Below are 18217 nucleotides of genomic sequence, written 5' to 3'. Positions count from 1 at the left end.
TGTATAGGAACGAAGGCTAAAAAATATCACCTCTTGTGATAATGCCTTCGAGACCAACATCATGTTGTTGCTGTCGCTTCGCTTTCGCACAGAAAACATATTGTTGCTGTCGCTTCGCTTTCGCACAGAAAACATATTGTTGCTGTCGCTTCGCTTTCGCACAGAAAACATATTGTTGCTGTCGCTTCGCTTTCGCACAGAAAACATATTGTTGCTGTCGCTTCGCTTTCGCACAGAAAACATATTGTTGCTGTCGCTTCGCTTTCGCACAGAAAACATATTGTTGCTGTCGCTTCGCTTTCGCACAGAAAACATATTGTTGCTGTCGCTTCGCTTTCGCACAGAAAACATATTGTTGCTGTCGCTTCGCTTTCGCACAGAAAACATATTGTTGCTGTCGCTTCGCTTTCGCACAGAAAACATATTGTTGCTGTCGCTTCGCTTTCGCACAGAAAACATATTGTTGCTGTCGCTTCGCTTTCGCACAGAAAACATATTGTTGCTGTCGCTTCGCTTTCGCACAGAAAACATATTGTTGCTGTCGCTTCGCTTTCGCACAGAAAACATATTGTTGCTGTCGCTTCGCTTTCGCACAGAAAACATATTGTTGCTGTCGCTTCGCTTTCACGCAGGAAACATTTGTTTCTCGTGCTAAAACACAGATAAAACGGAAATCTATCCCTATGTTATCGTAATGAACCTAATTTGTATCTTAATTAGATAAAAATCCTAATGATGGAAGAAGAAAACACTCAAAAAACAATGCAGATTTTTTGAAAAAATGTTAGATTTCGGTTGTTTTTTGCTGAAAAGAGTGTGTGAAAGCGCATTCTTTTTATTTTTTTGTAAAAGTTATGTTTTTGTAGCCTCAGAACACTTACATAGTTTGTTTTTTCGTGTTAATGTGAATAATAATAGTACTGCAGGAGGTCGACAATGAAAAAAATTGCCGTATTAACAAGTGGTGGAGATGCGCCAGGGATGAATGCAGCTGTTCGTGCAGTCGTTCGTAAGGCAGCATATCATGGAATTGAAGTTGTCGGAATTAAGCATGGGTATGAAGGCTTAATAAAAGGTTACATGGAAAATCTCGATTTAGGCTCAGTAGGTGGCATTATTCAACGTGGTGGCACACAGTTATTTTCAGCAAGATGTCCTGAATTTAAAGAAGACGCTGTTCAACAGCGAGGCATTGACAATTTGCGTGAAGCTGGGATTGAAGGGCTAGTTGTTATTGGCGGCGATGGTTCTTACCGTGGTGCTATGGATTTAGTGAAAAAAGGTTTTCCTGCTGTTGGCGTTCCAGGAACAATCGATAATGATGTTCCAGGAACCGAATATACTATAGGATTCGATACAGCACTAAATACAGTCGTGGAATCGATTGATAAAATCCGCGATACAGCAACTTCCCATGAAAATTCCTTTATAGTTGAGGTAATGGGGCGAGATGCAGGAGATATTGCATTATGGGCAGGTCTTGCAGCTGGTGCTGAAACAGTTTTAATTCCAGAAGAAGATTATAATTTGGATGACATTGTGGCACGCTTAGATCGTGGTGCTGCGCGTGGGAAAAAGCATAGTATTATTATTGTCGCTGAAGGTGTTATGTCAGGTAGTGATTTGGCAAAACTGTTAAAAGACAAAACAGGAAAAGAGATTCGTGTTTCTGTTCTTGGACATATCCAGCGTGGCGGTTCACCTACTGCACGCGATCGTGTTCTGGCAAGTCAGTTCGGTGCTCATGCAGTTGAGTTATTAATGGAGGGGAAAACTGGAAGAGCGGTAGGTATCCGCAATCATCAAGTTATTGACTATGATATGCCTGAGGCTTTTGAAAAAAATCATGAGTCAGATGTAAGCTTGTATACTTTAATGAAAGAACTATCTATATAATTTGTTATAAAACGGAGTGGGCAGAAAATGAGAAAAACAAAAATCGTATGTACAATTGGTCCGGCAAGTGAGTCACCAGAAACTTTAGAGAAACTAATCGAAGCAGGTATGAATGTTGCCCGCTTAAATTTTTCACATGGTTCTCATGAAGAGCATGAAGGACGTATTAGTTTAATTCGCGAAGTAGCACAGAAATTAGGTAAACCAGTTGGTATTTTACTCGACACAAAAGGTCCAGAAATTCGTACACATAATATGAAAAACGGGGAATTACATTTAGCTACAGGACAAGTGATTGATATTTCAATGACTGAAGTTGAAGGAACAGAAAAATGCTTCTCTGTCACATATGATCGTTTAATCGAGGATGTTGAGCAAAACTCAATCATTTTATTAGATGATGGACTTATTCAATTACGTGTATTAGCAACAGATATGGAAAAAGGCCTTATCCATACAATTGTTGAAAATGCAGGTGTCTTAAAAAATAAAAAGGGTGTTAACGTGCCAGGCGTTTCTGTACAGCTTCCAGGAATTACAGAAAAAGATGCACAGGACATTCTATTCGGTATTAAGCAAGGTGTAGATTTTATTGCAGCTTCATTTGTTCGTCGAGCAAAGGATGTACTAGAGATTCGAGAATTACTTGAACAAAATGGTGGTAACCATATTCAAATCATCCCGAAAATCGAGAACCAAGAGGGTGTCGATAATATCGATGAAATCATCTTAGTTTCAGATGGATTAATGGTGGCACGTGGTGACCTTGGTGTAGAAATCCCAGCAGAAGAAGTACCACTTGTACAAAAGAAATTAATTTTAAAATGTAACCAAGTAGGTAAACCAGTAATTACAGCTACACAAATGTTAGATTCGATGCAGCGTAATCCACGTCCAACACGAGCAGAGGCAAGTGACGTAGCAAACGCAATTATCGATGGTACAGATGCAATTATGCTGTCTGGTGAAACTGCGGCGGGGCTTTATCCAGTAGAGTCCGTACAAACAATGAATAAAATCGCACAGCGCACAGAAAATTCATTAGATTATAAGACGATTGTCTCTACACGTAGTCGTGAAAAAGAGGCGAATATGACTGAAGCAATTTCTCAGGCAGTAGCGTACACTTCAATTAACTTAGGTGTAAAAGCAGTATTAGCACCAACAGAAAGTGGTAACACTGCTAAAATGATTGCTAAATATCGCCCAGGTGTACCGATTGTCGCTGTAACAGGCTCTACCAATACAGCTAACGCATTAACACTAGTTTGGGGTGTATACCCAGTTGTTTGTCAACGTGTTACGACAACAGATGAAATTTTAGAGCTAGCTGTTGACGAAAGCTTGAAGCATGGCTTTGTAACGCACGGTGATGCAGTTGTCATTACAGCAGGTGTACCAGTAGGTGAAGCAGGTACTACTAACTTAATGAAGGTACACATTATCGGAGATTTACTAGCTCGTGGTCAAGGGATCGGTAAAGCTTCAGTTGTAGGTAAAACAGTTGTTGCAAAAAATGCCGCTGAGGCACTAGCATATGATACAGACGGATGCATTTTAGTAACGGTTGGTTCAGATCGTGATATGATGCCAGTGCTTGAAAACTGTATTGGTCTGATTACAGAAGAGGGTGGACTTACAAGTCATGCAGCGGTTGTAGGACTAAGCCTTGGTATCCCTGTGATCGTCGGTGTAAAAGAAGCCACTACATTGATTCGCCACGATCAAGAAATTACGATGGATGCTGAAACAGGCGTTATTTACAAAGGGCATGCAAGTGTTCTTTAAACCATAACAAAAAGCTCTAGTACGAATGGTTGTACTAGAGCTTTTCTTATGAAAAAAGATATTTTCGTTTGAATCAATTATGCCTCAGCGTAATTGTGTTCGGATTCGGCATTGTGCTTGCACAAAAACTCCTTTCCAAACCGTGACATCCGCCAGAGTCATTGGGCCAATAGATGTTTCTTGCATGAAAAATAGTTTCTTTTCCCTTCATGGAATGGGGATTTTACTATAATGAAAGTATAGTCTAGACTTTCTTATTAGGGGCTCGTTGTTTTTTAAGGGAACTAAATTGGCTATAATAACGTATTAAAGGTATAGCTTTTTTAGATAGAAAGGAGAAAAATATGAGAAAAATTTTTCTTGGTTTCATTGTCTACGTATTGGCCGAATTGGCATTATTAATAGTGATTGGTCAAAATATTGGTGTTTTCAATACTTTATTACTTATAGTTGCTACGAGTATTATAGGAATTTTTGTAGTGAAAAATAAAGGTATGAATTCTGTACAAAAGGTAAAAAATACGATAGCACGTGGAGAGGCTCCTGGTCCAGCTTTAATTGACACAGTGTTAAATTTTAGCGGTGGTGTACTTCTAGCATTACCAGGTTTTATAACGGATCTTATTGGTTTATTGTTGCTTATGCCTTTTACTCGTAAAATGTTCCAACCAATCTTTTATTATTGGATGCGTAAAAAAATGAAAAAAGGTCAATTCATCATCGTTCAAAAATAGCATTTTCCTTTAGTTTAACCGCCAAAAATAAAAATATAGGGCTAAGTAAAATGCCATAAAAACCAAATAATAAGATAGAGGCGGCACTGATGAAAAAGGTGTGGAATGTTCGCAATTGCAGTGTATTTGACCAAAGCATGGAATCAGCTAGCTGCCTTGTTAATTGAACAAATAGATACAAAATTAAAATAGCCACACATAAAAAGGTATTTCCTTTTAAGTAAAAATAAAAGCTCATGGGTACTAGGAATACTCCGATGCCGAAGAAAGGAAGTATATCTGCGAAAGCTACTATAAAAGCTTTAATAATGGCTTGTTCAAATTGGAGAATCATAAACCCTGCACAAAGAATGAGCAGTGTGATTGTGAATAGCTGAAACTCCACGAACAAAAAGTAATGGAATAGTTGCATTATCTTCGAAAAATGTGATTGCCATTCATTGCGGAATTTTTTTGGCACATATTGAAAGAACCAATAACGAGATTTGCGAGTTTCCAATAGGGCAAAGTAGTAAGCGATAAGGAATATAAATACTTCAATAACATGCTTCATAAATAATTGGAAGATATTAGCTATATATACTAAGACTGAATCGAAAATAGACAATGATTTTTCCTTTAAAACTTGGATGAACATGGATTCATATTCATTGAAAAGTGGGAAATTTTGTAATGTTTCTCGGATTTCAGGGAAGATCAGAATAATGCTGTTTATAGATATGATAGCGAGAAGAAAAATGCAAGTTAGTATGAGTACTTCTACGATGATTGCTGCAAGCCAATAGGCAAGCCTACAATAAGAGTGAAGAAATTTTATGATAGGGTACGTAGAAAAAGATAAGAAAATCGCAAGAGATACAGGTAATACGAACCATAGTATTACCAAATAAAAAATAAAAAACAATATACTAGTGGTCCTTTCGTATGAAAAATATTTAATATTCCTCATTTTTACAATTTCACCCCGTTTCAAATGATGAATTAATGTTAAAAAATACAAAATAATCTCTTTGGAACGTTTAAATAATCGCTAAAACACCTTTTTCTTTATTCGGAGGATTTTCATTCACAAAGATGTCAAAAATGATTATAATAGCAATGTAAGCGATTTACTTAATGGTTCATATGAGCAAAAAACGTAAATGTGATCTACAAAAAGCATTTACACACCCAAAAATTTAACTATGAGGGAGCGATATTTTATGTCAGCAACTAAAGGTTTAGAAGGTATCGTAGCAGCGGAATCTAAAATCAGTTCAATTATCGATGACACACTTACATATGTTGGTTACAACATTGATGATTTAGCAGTGAACGCGTCATTTGAAGAGGTAATTTATTTATTATGGCATACTCGTTTACCAAAAGCGGACGAGCTAGCTGAATTAAAACAACAATTAGCAGACAACATGACTATTCCGCAAGCAATTGTAGACCAATTTAAAACTTACCCACTTTCAACTGTACATCCAATGGCTGCACTACGTACTGCAGTATCTTTACTTGGTGTATTCGATGAAGAGGCAGATGTTATGGATCCGGAAGCTAACTACCGTAAAGCTATCCGTTTACAAGCTAAAATTGCTACAGTAGTTACTGCGTTTGCACGTGTTCGTAAAGGTTTAGAGCCAGTTGCTCCAAAACCAGAATTAGGATATGCAGCAAACTTCTTATACATGCTTAAAGGTGAAGAACCAGCGGCAATTGAAGTGGAAGCATTCGACAAAGCGTTAGTATTACATGCTGACCATGAATTAAATGCATCAACATTCACAGCACGTGTATGTGTAGCTACATTATCAGATGTTTATTCTGGTGTAACTTCAGCTATCGGCGCATTAAAAGGACCACTTCATGGTGGTGCAAATGAGCAAGTTATGAAAATGTTAACTGAAATTGGCTCACTTGAAAATGTTGAATCTTATATTCAAAATAAATTAGACAACAAAGAAAAAATCATGGGCTTCGGTCACCGCGTATACCGCAAAGGCGACCCACGTGCACCACACTTACGTGTAATGTCACAAAAATTAACTGAGCTTACTGGTAAACCAGAGCTTTATGAAATGTCAGTTAAAATCCATGACATGATCGTAGAACAAAAGAAATTACCTGCAAACGTAGACTTCTTCTCTGCGTCAGTGTATGATTCTTTAGGTATTGATCATGACCTATTCACACCAATTTTCGCAGTATCACGTACTTCTGGTTGGGTAGCTCATATTCTTGAGCAATATGCTAACAACCGCCTAATCCGTCCACGTGCAGAGTATGTTGGACCAGGCATGCAAAAATATGTTCCAATCAGCGAGCGCTAATTCGGAAAATATGCTAGAATATTTGGGACTGTGTTACTGATAACACAGTCCTATGATTATGAATTTAGGAGGCAACATCAATGTCAAACAAAATTGTAGTTGAAAATGGCGTACTTAATGTACCAAACAATCCAGTGATTCCTTTCATCGAAGGTGACGGAATCGGTCCAGATATTTGGGCTGCAGCATCACGCGTAATCGACGCAGCAGTAGAAAAAGCTTACAACGGCGAAAAGAAAATCGAATGGTTAGAAGTTTTAGCTGGTGAAAAAGCATTCAACCAAACTGGTGAATGGTTACCACAAGAAACTTTAGACAAAATTAACGAATACCTAATCGCAATCAAAGGTCCTCTTACTACTCCAATCGGTGGTGGTATCCGCTCTCTAAACGTAGCATTACGTCAACAGCTTGACCTATATGTATGCTTACGTCCAGTACGTCACTTTGATGGAGTACCTTCTCCAGTTAAACGTCCAGAAGACGTTGATATGGTTATCTTCCGCGAAAACACAGAAGACATCTATGCTGGTATCGAATTCGAATCTGGCTCTGAACAAGCACAAAAAATCATCAACTTCCTACAATCTGAATTTGGTGTAAACAAAATCCGTTTCCCAGAAACTTCTGGTATCGGTGTGAAACCTGTATCTAAAGAAGGTACTGAGCGTTTAGTACGTTCTGCTATCGAATATGCTATTAATCATAAACGCCCATCTGTTACTTTAGTACACAAAGGTAACATCATGAAATTCACTGAAGGTGGATTCAAAAAATGGGGTTATGAATTAGCAGAAAAAGAATTTGCTGATCAAACATTCACTTGGAACCAATATGATGCTATTAAAGCTGAACAAGGTGAAGAAGCAGCAAACAAAGCACAAGCTGACGCTTTAGCAGCTGGTAAAATCTTAGTTAAAGATTCTATCGCTGATATCTTCTTACAACAAATCTTAACTCGTCCAAATGAGTTCGACGTAGTTGCTACAATGAACTTAAACGGTGACTATATTTCTGACGCATTAGCTGCTCAAGTTGGTGGTATCGGTATCGCTCCAGGCGCAAACATTAACTATGTAACTGGTCACGCGATCTTCGAAGCTACTCACGGTACAGCTCCAAAATATGCTGGTCAAGATAAAGTAAACCCATCTTCAGTATTACTTTCAGGTGTATTAATGCTTGAACACTTAGGATGGCAAGAAGCAGCTGACATGATTACTAAATCTGTAGAGCAAACAATTTCTTCTAAAGTTGTAACTTATGACTTCGCTCGTTTAATGGACGGCGCTACAGAAGTAAAATGTTCAGAATTCGCGAATGAATTAATCAAAAACCTATAATTTTCTATTCTAAAATAGAAATTATAGTTGAAGCGGAAGTTTATTCTGCCGATATAATTAGGGTGAAATGTAAATTTCTATTGACCTTAGCTTAATAAAATATTTACGATGAACTTGTTTAATCGAGGGAGGAGAATTTATTCTCCCCCCTCTTTTAATTTCTTTCAGCGGGTGTTTAAACACTCGCTGAAAGAAGCCTCCGGCGGATGTCACGGAATCGGCTTTGTTCTTACACAAAGCCGATTCCTGACGCAATTATGCCGAGGCATAATAGATTAAATAACCTAATTTTAAAGGAGCGTATTCGAATGTCTCTGAAACGAAAAAAAATCTCAGTAATTGGTAGCGGTTTTACCGGCGCTACTGCAGCATTTTTAGCAGCTCAAAAAGAACTTGGTGATGTAGTATTGGTGGATATCCCTCAAGCTGAAAACCCAGCAAAAGGTAAAGCATTAGATATGTGGGAAGCTGCACCGGTGCAGGGTTATGATTCTTATGTTAAAGGTACTTCTAATTATGCGGATACAGCTGATTCTGATGTAGTAATCATCACTGCTGGCGTTGCTCGTAAACCGGGTATGAGCCGTGATGATCTTGTTCAAATTAACCAAGATGTGATGAAAACTGTTTCCAAGGAAGTTGCGAAATACTCACCAAATGCAACAATCCTCGTACTTACGAACCCAGTAGATGCAATGACTTACACTGTATACAAAGAGACTGGTTTCCCTAAAAATCGTGTAATAGGTCAATCAGGTGTACTTGATACGGCTCGTTTCTGTGCGTTTGTTGCTGAAGAGCTTAATATTTCAGTAAAAGACATCACAGGTTTTGTTTTAGGTGGTCACGGTGATACAATGGTGCCACTTACTCGTTACTCATTCGCTGGTGGTATTCCATTAGAAACATTAATCCCAGCTGATCGTCTTGCAGAGATTGTTGACCGTACACGTAACGGTGGTGCTGAAATCGTTAACCTCCTTGGTAATGGTTCTGCATACTATGCTCCTTCAGCGGCACTTATTGAAATGGCGGAAGCTATCATTAAAGACCAAAAACGTATACTTCCATCTATTGCATACTTAGAGGGCGAATATGGCTACAATGATTTATATCTAGGCGTTCCAACATTGCTTGGTGCAAATGGTGTAGAAAAAATCTTTGAGCTTGAATTGACAGACACTGAAAAAGCAGCTTTAGATAAATCGGCAGAGGCTGTCCGCGACGTTATGAAAGTTTTAGCTTAATAAAAGTTTATGAAATCGAGTGGGAATCATTCCTACTCGATTTTTTTAGGTATTGAGATTGAAAAGAGATGTTCTTACAAATTACGGGATACCAGAAAATAGAAAGAGGGTCATATCTGGATTGTTTTAGGGAGCTACGCATACCGCCTAACTCATACGAGTGTAAGATCAAGTACATAGGTCAAAGGTGCTTTTCTTATTAAGCTAACAGTGCAGTTTAGTTTAATAATGATATGGGTTTTTGTGGTAAAATAGTAGACGGTAGGTGGATTTTCATCTTTCCAGGAAAGTGGAATGAGCTATCGTTTAGTTAGGAGGTAGAGGTTTTGGGTGTTCTGGCTATTTATGGTGTTTGGGGTGTTTTGATTTTATTAGTTGCAATAATTTTATTTTGGTCGGCTGGATTACCGAAGATTAAAAGTAAAAAATTATCATTTGTGATGATTAGTTTGGGATTGAATGTAATCGCAACTCCATTGGCTTTTTTTATAGGTGGAATGGCAACAGCCTCCCCGACCAGCACTACAAATGATTTTTGGACAGGATTTCTAATCGTACAGGGAATACCAATTTTAATACTAATAATTGCACTTTTAATACTAATAATTGGAATCTTAAAATGGTTTATCATTGACAGAAGAAAAAATAAATAAGCATATAAATAGTAATAATTAATTAGGTTTAAAAAAGACAAGTTTGTGAAGAAATCTCTACTTAAACTATAGGGGTGCTTTACTTCAAGATGGGATCCACAGAGATCCCATCTTTTTCTTAGGCTGATTTCGAAAAGATTGTTGCTATTCGATTAAAAGTCAGAATAGTTAAATTAGTATTATGGTTAATTGTGGTAAAATGAAGCGAGGGGGGATTGTGGAAAATTTAATTTTGATATTATATGTCTTGATCTTAGTATCACTTAAGGTTGTTTTCTTTACGTTGTTTAGAAAAGGAATATTAAATCTTATGGTATCGGGCATCATTATGATGGTACTTGCTCCAGTGATTGGTTTTTCAAGTGGGGCTGTATTTCTTCATTTTTACGATTGGAGTTCTGGGGGAACAGGAGAAGGTGCAGGCTATGGTGGGGCATTTTTAGGATTTATAACAATAGCTAATGGTATTCTCATTCTGGTGTTTGGAGTTATAAGGTGGATTTTAAATTTCGTAAAAAAGTAAATGATGTTTCGGTATTCGAGTAATCGGAGGGATTTTGTTGAATGATAAAAAAGTTTTAGTTATAGGTAATGTTATATTTACTGGTTTTGTTGCATTATTTATTTCTTGGTTTTTTGCAGAAGGGGCATTAGGTGAATCTGATACTTTGACACCAGAATTCTTTTTAGTCATACCGATATGGGCTTTTGGAGTACTACTGATGTGGAGATTCGTTTCCAAAGACAAATTAGAAAATGCTTCTCATTTTAAAATAATATTGAGTAATTCTCTGCTTTGGTTAACTATCCCTTTAGGTTTAATGTTTGCGTTTGAATTCATATAAGAATATTGGGAAGAAAGATAAAGAATTAAGCTATTTTCTTGTTAAACTCCCATGAAAGAACTTAATCATCTTTCATTTTCTGTGATGTAGCGCTGGTTTTTACGCTACATGGATGGCTAACGGAGTGCTTTAATTGAATAGCTAGCCAGAGGTAACCGTCTCATATGAGGTGGTTTCTTTTAATTTGGGTGGTGCCATAACTTAGATTTGAGGAGACAATTTGTAAAAACGTATGCTATGTAAAAAGTTGATTGGAGTGGAGGCTGGGCGACTCCTTGGGGATCACGCACAGACGAATCCCTTTTGCTAAATAAAGATAAAATGGTTATTCTGCTTTTCGTTGTACTTTTAGAATAAAATTGATACTATGAAGGTAGTATGATAGAAAAGGGGTTGGCGTATCTTTGCTTCAAAAAAACAGTAAGCTTGGTCTCACTATTGATGAAATTACAGTTGGCGAGAAGATTCATATTACCGAAAAGATTGAAGATAAGGATTTACTACTTTATTTAGGTCTGACAAATGATAGTAATCCTCTTTATATTCAACATGATTATGCTGCGATGACGCCTTTTCAAAAGCCAATCGTACCGACGATCATGTTAAATGGCATTATTACGTCAGCTGTTTCAAAGTATATTCCTGGACCAGGTTCACGAATTATTGAGCAACATTTAAAATATTTAGGACCTCTCTATCACTATGAATTATTTGATACGCTTTTAGAGGTAACAGAAGTAAATAAATTCCAAAATACAATTACTGTATCTGTGCACTCATATAATGAGCAAAAGCAGCTTGTGATTGAAGGTACGTTGCTGGTGACGCCACCACTCGCATTATAGACTTCTTGAGATTTGAAATGGGGGTTTCAAATCACTATCGGAGGCATTATACATGACAAAAACGATTTTAGTTGTAGAAGATGAATTTTCTATTGCGACATTATTGAAATATAATTTAGAACAAGCTGGGTATGTTGTAGAAACAGCTGCTGATGGTCAAGAGGGTCTTGATAAGGCAATTGATTTACAGCCAGATTTAATTCTATTAGATTTGATGCTTCCGAGACTGGATGGTATGGAGGTATGTAAACAAATTCGTCAACAACGTATGAATACACCTATTATTATGTTAACAGCAAAGGATGACGAGTTCGATAAAGTACTTGGTCTAGAGCTAGGGGCAGATGACTATATGACGAAGCCCTTTAGTCCACGTGAAGTGTTAGCACGAGTAAAAGCTGTATTAAGACGTTTTACACAAAATGTTGTGGTAGAAGATAAGGATAGGCTACAAGAGAAAATGTATGAGTTTGGTCAATTGCGTGTATTTCCTGAGCGTTTTGAAGTATTTTTACAGGATGAGGCACTTGAGTTTACACCGAAGGAATTTGAGCTACTCATTTACTTACTTGAAAATAAAAACCGTGTGTTAACGCGTGATCAGCTATTAAGTGCTGTATGGAAGTATGATTTTGCTGGCGATACTCGAATTGTGGATGTACACATCAGTCACCTTCGCGATAAAATTGAGGAAAATAGCCGTAAGCCAATGTTCATCAAAACAATTCGCGGTCTTGGCTATAAATTTGAGGAGCCGAAGACGACATGAAATCAATGAGCAACAGCTTATTCTTGACATTCATGCTATTACTTGGAACGATATTAGCTGTCCTAATGCTTGTTATAGGTCAGCTTTTTCCTGTTTATATAGAACAGTACGATGAGCAGGCAAGTTTGCAGCTGCAAGAATCTATCGATCAAGTATTAGATGAACGAAAGCTTGAACTATCTAAGGAAGATAAAGAAGCACTGTATACGGCTCAAAACATTGAAGCGAAAGACTCTCTGTTTTCTGATATTCGTGCACGGTTTTATCTAGTGCTAACGATTCTTTTCATAATAACGCTTATTTTAATAGCTGTTGTAAGTCGCTATATGATACGAAATTTCATTGCGCCTATTGATAACGTGACAGATACAGCGCTTGAATTGGCAAAGGGAAATTATCGTGCTCGAGCCCATGAAAATGAACATGAACGCATGATGCCGTTAAGTCACTCGATCAATATTTTAGCACGTAATTTACAGGATATTACGACGATTCGTGAGGTGGAAGAGGAGAGGCTTAAAACTTTAATTGAAAACATGGGAAGTTCCCTCATGATGATTGGACGTGAAGGGAATATATCCATCGTGAACCGGGTATTTCTAGAGCGTTTTGGTATGCAAATTGCCGATGTTCAAGGGAAGGTCTTTCGTACAATCGGTTTACCTAAATCACTTGAGCAATTTATCGACCATGTGTTTTTAACAGAAATGCCTTATCGACAACAACTTAAAATGGAAGTACAACAGGAGCTACATAATAAGGAAGTGTATGGAGCACCTGTTATAGGAGATCATGGTCGCTGGCTTGGTGTTGTTATTGTTATGCACGATATTACGGAGCTTGTTCGTTTAGAGCAGATTCGTAAGGATTTTGTAGCAAATGTATCACATGAACTACGTACGCCTATTACATCCATTAAAGGTTTTGCTGAAACTTTACTGGATGGAGCGTATAAGGATGAAAAAATGCTGCTATCTTTTTTAGAGATTATTAATAAAGAAAGTAACCGTCTACAGATGCTTATTCAGGATTTACTGGAGTTATCGAAAATTGAACAGCATGGTTTTACCGTTAATATTATGCCGATGGGCTTGCAAGATGTACTTATACGTGGAGCAGAGTTAACGGGACCACGTCTGGATGAGAAAAATATGAGCTTTCATGTTGATATAGATCGTGATATTCAGGTTATGGGTGATGCGAATCGTATCATTCAAATTGTCACTAATTTAATTACCAATGCGATTACGTATTCTCCAGAAAATACAACCGTTACGGTTCGTTTAAAGGAAAATGAAACGTATGGCATTATTGAAATAGAGGATCAAGGAATAGGGATTGAAAAACATGAAATTGCCCGTGTCTTTGAACGATTTTATCGTGTGGATCGTGCACGAAGTCGGAATTCTGGGGGGACAGGTTTAGGGCTTGCAATTGTGAAGCACTTAATAGAGGCGCATCATGGTCGCATTCAAGTAGAAAGTGAAGTTGGCGTAGGTACAAAAATGATTGTTATGATTCCGAAAAATTAACAATTTCTTTACAATAGCACAATTTTAGCTTCATAATGGGGATTTATACTTGTTAATAGAAACCCCCATTATAATTATTAAGGTTAAATCGCTTAGAGATCTTTAAATATAAAGATTTTTTGATTGTGCTGCTTAGTTATCGCCACAGAAGAAAGAATCTATTGCCAAAGTTTTTGGTGGTAGATTCTTTTTCTGTTTTACACCTAACGTAAATAGGTGTAAAGTATAGTAGCATAATGTTCAGCTACAATCAGTTCATAAATTGTAGTTGAACCAATCGGGCTTTAAAGTGAGTTTACGCTTGCTTATTACTGGCCGTTAAAGTGTGATAAAAAATTGAGAGAAGGATGACCATGAAAATCGTCAATAGTATCGTGCAAATCGGCTATCTTTATGTACTTTTATTTGTTGGGAATAGTATTGCACGTCTACTTCACTTGCCGATTCCAGGGAGTATAATTGGACTAGTCTTATTGTTTTTACTTTTGCAGTTTCATATTATTAAGCTTGAATGGATTGAGTTAGGTGCAGGTTTATTACTTAGTGAGTTATTGCTATTTTTCATTCCATCTGCGATCGGAGTGATCGATTATGATTCGCTTTTCGGTGCGCAAGGTGTGAAGGCTGTGCTTGTTATTGTCGTGAGTGCTATTGTTGTCATGTTTGCAACAGGTTTCACAGCACAGTGGCTAGAGCTACGAAAGAAAGGTGATACTGCATGAGCTTTTTAATAGCTGTAGTAAGTTTAATAGGCACTATTGCAGTTTTTTATAGTAGTAAAATGTTTTATAAAAAGTATAAAAAGGAATGGCTAACACCCGTACTGATAACACCGTTAGTTATCATTATCGTTTTGTTACTATCGGGTACATCTTATAAATCCTATAATGCAGGAGCCAATATTTTAACAAATTTACTAGGTCCAGCAACAGTTGCCTTTGCGGTACCTATTTATAAAAATTTTAACCTATTAAAGAAACATGCTTTTGAAATTTTTCTAAGTATTGCGGTTGGATCCGCGGTTGCCATTACATCATCCTATATAATCGCCGTAGTAGTCGGGTTAAATGATGAACTTGTGCATAGCTTAGTACCTCGTTCAGTCACTACACCAATCGCAATGGATATTTCCAATATGATTGGTGGCTCACCTACCCTGACGGCAGTTTTCGTCATGATAACTGGTATTTTAGGAAGTCTACTGGCACCGTTCGTAATTAAAGTATGTCGCTTTCATAGACCATCCTCTAGAGGTCTAATGTTAGGAATGGGTGCACATGGTGCAGGTACCTCTAAAGCATTTGAGTTTGGTGAACTTGAAGGTACTTTTGCAAGTCTTGCTATGGTTGTAGCTGCATTAATTAGTATTGTTTTATCAACAACATTTTTCCCAGCATTTGAACATTTAGTTGTCAATAGCCTGTTGCCTTAAATGGTAACAGGTTTTTTTATTTTTTTGTTTGATAATATTTGTTGGGTGACCATACAATTTAAGATGAAGGTGAATGTCCTAACACTCCTGTCGAAAAACTGGCTTGGCAGTTGCCAGAACGTTTGGGAAAGCTTCATATTATGTCTGGCTTCAACATTTGATGTAGAATCTACTTTTTTGAATAGTATGTCAAACTGCCTAAAATATAGTATTAGTTTATTAAAATATTTTGAAACTTTTTATAAAGTATCCCGTAAACAATAGTATTAAGCTTAAGGGAGGATTAGACATGAGTGTGAAAAGGTCACTAATGATGGTTGGACTTGGTATTTTCGGTATTATTGCACTTATTGCTGTATTTACATCGTGGTACACGGTAGATGAATCGGAACAAGCGGTAGTCATTACGTTCGGTCGTGCCGATGATACAGTAACCGAGCCAGGTTTACATTTTAAATTACCTTGGCCTGTACAATCGGTTGAGGTTTTATCAAAAGAAACATTTAGTTTGCAGTTTGGCTATAAGCAAAATAAAGACGGTGAATTGGAAGATTATGATGCTGAAACGAAAATGATTACAGGCGATGAGCATATTGTTTTAACAGACCTTGTAGTTCAATGGAAGATCACAGAACCGAATAAGTTTTTATTTAACGCACAAGATCCAGAAGAAATTTTACATAGCGCTACGTCGAGTGCGATTCGGTCAATTGTCGGAAGTTCCAACATAGATGCTGCGTTAACAGATGGAAAAGCAGATATAGAAGCAAACACACGAGATTTATTGGTTTCACTTATTGAAAAATACGATATTGGGATCAGTATTCTGGGTGTAAAATTACAAAATGTTGAATTACCAAATGCTGATGTACGAGCGGCCTTTACTGCGGTTACCGATGCCCGTGAAATGAAAAATACAAAAATCAATGAAGCAAAAAAATATCAAAATCAACGTACTAACGAGGCTCAAGGTGAAAAAGATGCCATTATCTCGAAGGCTCAAGGTGAAAAAACAGCTCGTATTGAGCAGGCTCAAGGGGATGTAGCAGTATTTAATAAAATGTATGAGCAATATAAGGGAAATCAACAAATTACACGTGAGCGTTTAATTTTAGAAACGCTTGAAAATGTTTTACCTAAAGCGCAAATTTACATTATGAATGATGATGGTAGTACGATGAAATACTTGCCTATTCAAGCATTGCAACCAACGACACAGGAGACACCTACAGAGAAAAAAGAAGGGAGCGGTAACTAATGGACCAAAAAAACAAGGACCTTGACAAATTCCTAAATTTTTTATCGGGTAAATCCAAAAAGACTGCTTCAAAAGACGGAGATTCAGGGGACAATGTAATCAAAATGTCGAAAAAAGGTCCGATGAATCCAAAAAAATATATTTCTTTTGTTGTAACATTAACAGCCGTTTTCGCTATTGCCATTATCTTATTTGCTAATGTTTATATTGTGAAAGAATCCGAATACGCAGTAGTTCGACAATTTGGGGAAGTAGTGAAATTTCAGAGTGAGCCTGGCTTGAAAATAAAAGTTCCATTTATTCAAAGTGTTACAAAACTTCCTAAAAACCAAATGACTTATGAGATTTCGGAAGAGGAAATTAATACAAAGGATAAAAAACGCATAATCATTGATAATTATGCAGTTTGGCGAATTACAGATCCAAAGTTATTAATTACAAATGCAGGTACTATAGAAAAGGTTGAATCACGTATGGAGGAATTTATCTATTCTGTTATTCGTTCAGAGCTTGGTCGAATAGATTATACCCAGATTATTAATGAAAAAAATTCTTCACGTGGTAGTATTAATGATCAAGTGACTGAACGTGTCAATGAGCTACTTTCAAACGATAAGTATGGCATAGAAGTAGTCGATGTTCGTATACGTCGTATCGACTTACCAACTGAGAATGAGCAGTCCGTGTTTACAAATATGATTTCGGATCGTGAATCAATCGCACAGAAATATTTATCTGAAGGTGATGCTCAGAAACGCAGTATTGAAGCTCAAACCGATAAGCAGGTTCAAGAAATGCTGGCAAAAGCTAAAAAGGATGCAGCATTGATTCAAGCTGAAGGAGAAGCGGAAGCAGCGAAAATTTACAATAAATCATTCTCGCAAGACCCAGAATTCTATTCGTTATACCGTACGTTAGAATCATATAAGAAAACTGTAGGTGAAGATACGGTAATTATTTTGCCATCCACTTCACCATATGCGAAAATATTATCTGGCTATATAAAATAATACTATTATTCTTGCAGGGATTAGTATATGAAGTCGTCTCAAACTTTTTGAGACGGCTTTTTTTACACAATCCATGAAACTAACAATGCATTTTTATGATATTTTTACATACAGGTTACGAGCTTATGGAAGGACTATTTAATGAATGGTAATATTTGTATAAGTTGATTGGAGTGGAGACTGGGCGACTCCTTGGGGATTAGCGGCTCATCCGACGCCCCTAGGAAGCTCTGCTCTGCGCGAAAGTGAAGCGACAGCAACAAATGTTTTTATCTATGCGACAGCAACAAATGTTTTATCTGTGCGAAAGCGTAGTGCTAACGTAGCGGCAGCAACAACAAAGCGCCCGGTCGGAATGGAAATCAACTCTACGTGATAGTGAGGAGCCTTCATGGTGTGATTTTAGGTATTTTTAATTATGCATTTTATAAATATTTTTCAAATATCAAATTTATGTTATGTAAATAATAGAAATTTATAATTTTGTATTTCGTAGATAACTATTTTCTGATAGAATGATAATGTTCAGAATTAAAAATTGGGGGTA

At 37.1% G+C, this 18217-nt stretch carries 18 protein-coding genes; 16 read left to right on the top strand and 2 right to left on the bottom strand.

Annotated features, from left to right (window positions below):
* Positions 1–16: 16 nt before the first annotated feature.
* Positions 17–628, bottom strand: coding sequence for a hypothetical protein (locus AB9L17_RS18755; protein WP_375199621.1), 612 nt, complete (start codon positions 626–628; stop codon positions 17–19).
* A gap of 308 nt (positions 629–936) precedes the next feature.
* Here AB9L17_RS18755 and pfkA point away from each other — a divergent pair, with 308 nt between their 5' ends.
* The 3 genes from pfkA (at position 937) to AB9L17_RS18740 (ending at position 4418) form a co-directional block, all read left to right on the top strand.
* Entirely contained in the window at positions 937–1896 is a 960-nt protein-coding gene (gene pfkA, locus AB9L17_RS18750; RefSeq protein WP_068983971.1) for a 6-phosphofructokinase, read from the top strand.
* A gap of 27 nt (positions 1897–1923) precedes the next feature.
* Complete coding sequence (pyk, locus tag AB9L17_RS18745) at positions 1924–3684, top strand: pyruvate kinase (RefSeq protein WP_068983970.1); 1761 nt, start codon at positions 1924–1926, stop codon at positions 3682–3684.
* Between the two features lie 344 nt (positions 3685–4028).
* Positions 4029–4418: an FxsA family protein gene (locus AB9L17_RS18740; protein ID WP_068983969.1), complete on the top strand. Its 390-nt coding sequence runs from the start codon at positions 4029–4031 to the stop codon at positions 4416–4418.
* Here the strand turns inward: AB9L17_RS18740 and AB9L17_RS18735 are convergent.
* Positions 4402–5367, bottom strand: coding sequence for an AI-2E family transporter (locus AB9L17_RS18735; protein WP_068984090.1), 966 nt, complete (start codon positions 5365–5367; stop codon positions 4402–4404). The two genes, AB9L17_RS18740 and AB9L17_RS18735, sit on opposite strands and share 17 nt — an antisense overlap.
* A gap of 253 nt (positions 5368–5620) precedes the next feature.
* Here AB9L17_RS18735 and citZ point away from each other — a divergent pair, with 253 nt between their 5' ends.
* The 13 genes from citZ (at position 5621) to hflC (ending at position 17670) form a co-directional block, all read left to right on the top strand.
* Positions 5621–6736: a citrate synthase gene (citZ, locus tag AB9L17_RS18730; RefSeq protein ID WP_068983968.1), complete on the top strand. Its 1116-nt coding sequence runs from the start codon at positions 5621–5623 to the stop codon at positions 6734–6736.
* Positions 6737–6816: 80 nt separating this feature from the next.
* Positions 6817–8079, top strand: coding sequence for an NADP-dependent isocitrate dehydrogenase (icd, locus tag AB9L17_RS18725; RefSeq protein ID WP_223555435.1), 1263 nt, complete (start codon positions 6817–6819; stop codon positions 8077–8079).
* 308 nt (positions 8080–8387) lie between these two features.
* Complete coding sequence (gene mdh / locus AB9L17_RS18720) at positions 8388–9326, top strand: malate dehydrogenase (protein WP_068983966.1); 939 nt, start codon at positions 8388–8390, stop codon at positions 9324–9326.
* Positions 9327–9652: 326 nt separating this feature from the next.
* Positions 9653–9979 (top strand): hypothetical protein, encoded by a 327-nt coding sequence (locus AB9L17_RS18715; protein ID WP_223555433.1) that lies wholly within the window; start codon positions 9653–9655, stop codon positions 9977–9979.
* 217 nt (positions 9980–10196) lie between these two features.
* On the top strand, positions 10197–10502 hold the full coding sequence (locus AB9L17_RS18710; protein WP_375199620.1) for an inner-membrane translocator: 306 nt from the start codon (positions 10197–10199) through the stop codon (positions 10500–10502).
* Positions 10503–10539: 37 nt separating this feature from the next.
* Positions 10540–10824, top strand: a complete 285-nt coding sequence (locus AB9L17_RS18705) for a hypothetical protein (protein WP_049665915.1) — start codon at positions 10540–10542, stop codon at positions 10822–10824.
* Positions 10825–11228: 404 nt separating this feature from the next.
* A complete protein-coding gene (locus AB9L17_RS18700) occupies positions 11229–11669 on the top strand; it encodes a MaoC/PaaZ C-terminal domain-containing protein (RefSeq protein WP_068983963.1) in 441 nt (146 codons plus the stop codon).
* Between the two features lie 52 nt (positions 11670–11721).
* Positions 11722–12438 carry a response regulator transcription factor gene (locus tag AB9L17_RS18695; RefSeq protein ID WP_068983962.1) on the top strand — a complete coding sequence of 239 codons (717 nt, stop codon included), beginning with the start codon at positions 11722–11724 and terminating at the stop codon, positions 12436–12438.
* Positions 12435–13970, top strand: a complete 1536-nt coding sequence (gene pnpS, locus AB9L17_RS18690; protein WP_068983961.1) for a two-component system histidine kinase PnpS — start codon at positions 12435–12437, stop codon at positions 13968–13970. Before AB9L17_RS18695 ends, pnpS begins: the two co-directional genes overlap by 4 nt.
* A gap of 353 nt (positions 13971–14323) precedes the next feature.
* A complete protein-coding gene (locus AB9L17_RS18685) occupies positions 14324–14692 on the top strand; it encodes a CidA/LrgA family holin-like protein (protein WP_068983960.1) in 369 nt (122 codons plus the stop codon).
* Positions 14689–15402 (top strand): LrgB family protein, encoded by a 714-nt coding sequence (locus AB9L17_RS18680; RefSeq protein WP_068983959.1) that lies wholly within the window; start codon positions 14689–14691, stop codon positions 15400–15402. The genes AB9L17_RS18685 and AB9L17_RS18680 overlap by 4 nt, the downstream gene beginning before the upstream one ends.
* A gap of 289 nt (positions 15403–15691) precedes the next feature.
* Positions 15692–16660: an FtsH protease activity modulator HflK gene (gene hflK, locus AB9L17_RS18675; RefSeq protein ID WP_223555428.1), complete on the top strand. Its 969-nt coding sequence runs from the start codon at positions 15692–15694 to the stop codon at positions 16658–16660.
* The gene (gene hflC, locus AB9L17_RS18670) at positions 16660–17670 is read left to right on the top strand and encodes a protease modulator HflC (protein ID WP_223555426.1); all 1011 of its coding nucleotides are present in this window, start codon (positions 16660–16662) and stop codon (positions 17668–17670) included. Before hflK ends, hflC begins: the two co-directional genes overlap by 1 nt.
* Positions 17671–18217: the final 547 nt, after the last annotated feature.

Origin of the sequence: Lysinibacillus sp. RS11, from assembly GCF_042019215.1 — a bacterium.
In the GTDB taxonomy this organism is placed as follows: Bacteria; Bacillota; Bacilli; order Bacillales_A; family Planococcaceae; genus Lysinibacillus; species Lysinibacillus xylanilyticus_A.
This window is presented reverse-complemented; position numbering and strand designations above follow the sequence as displayed.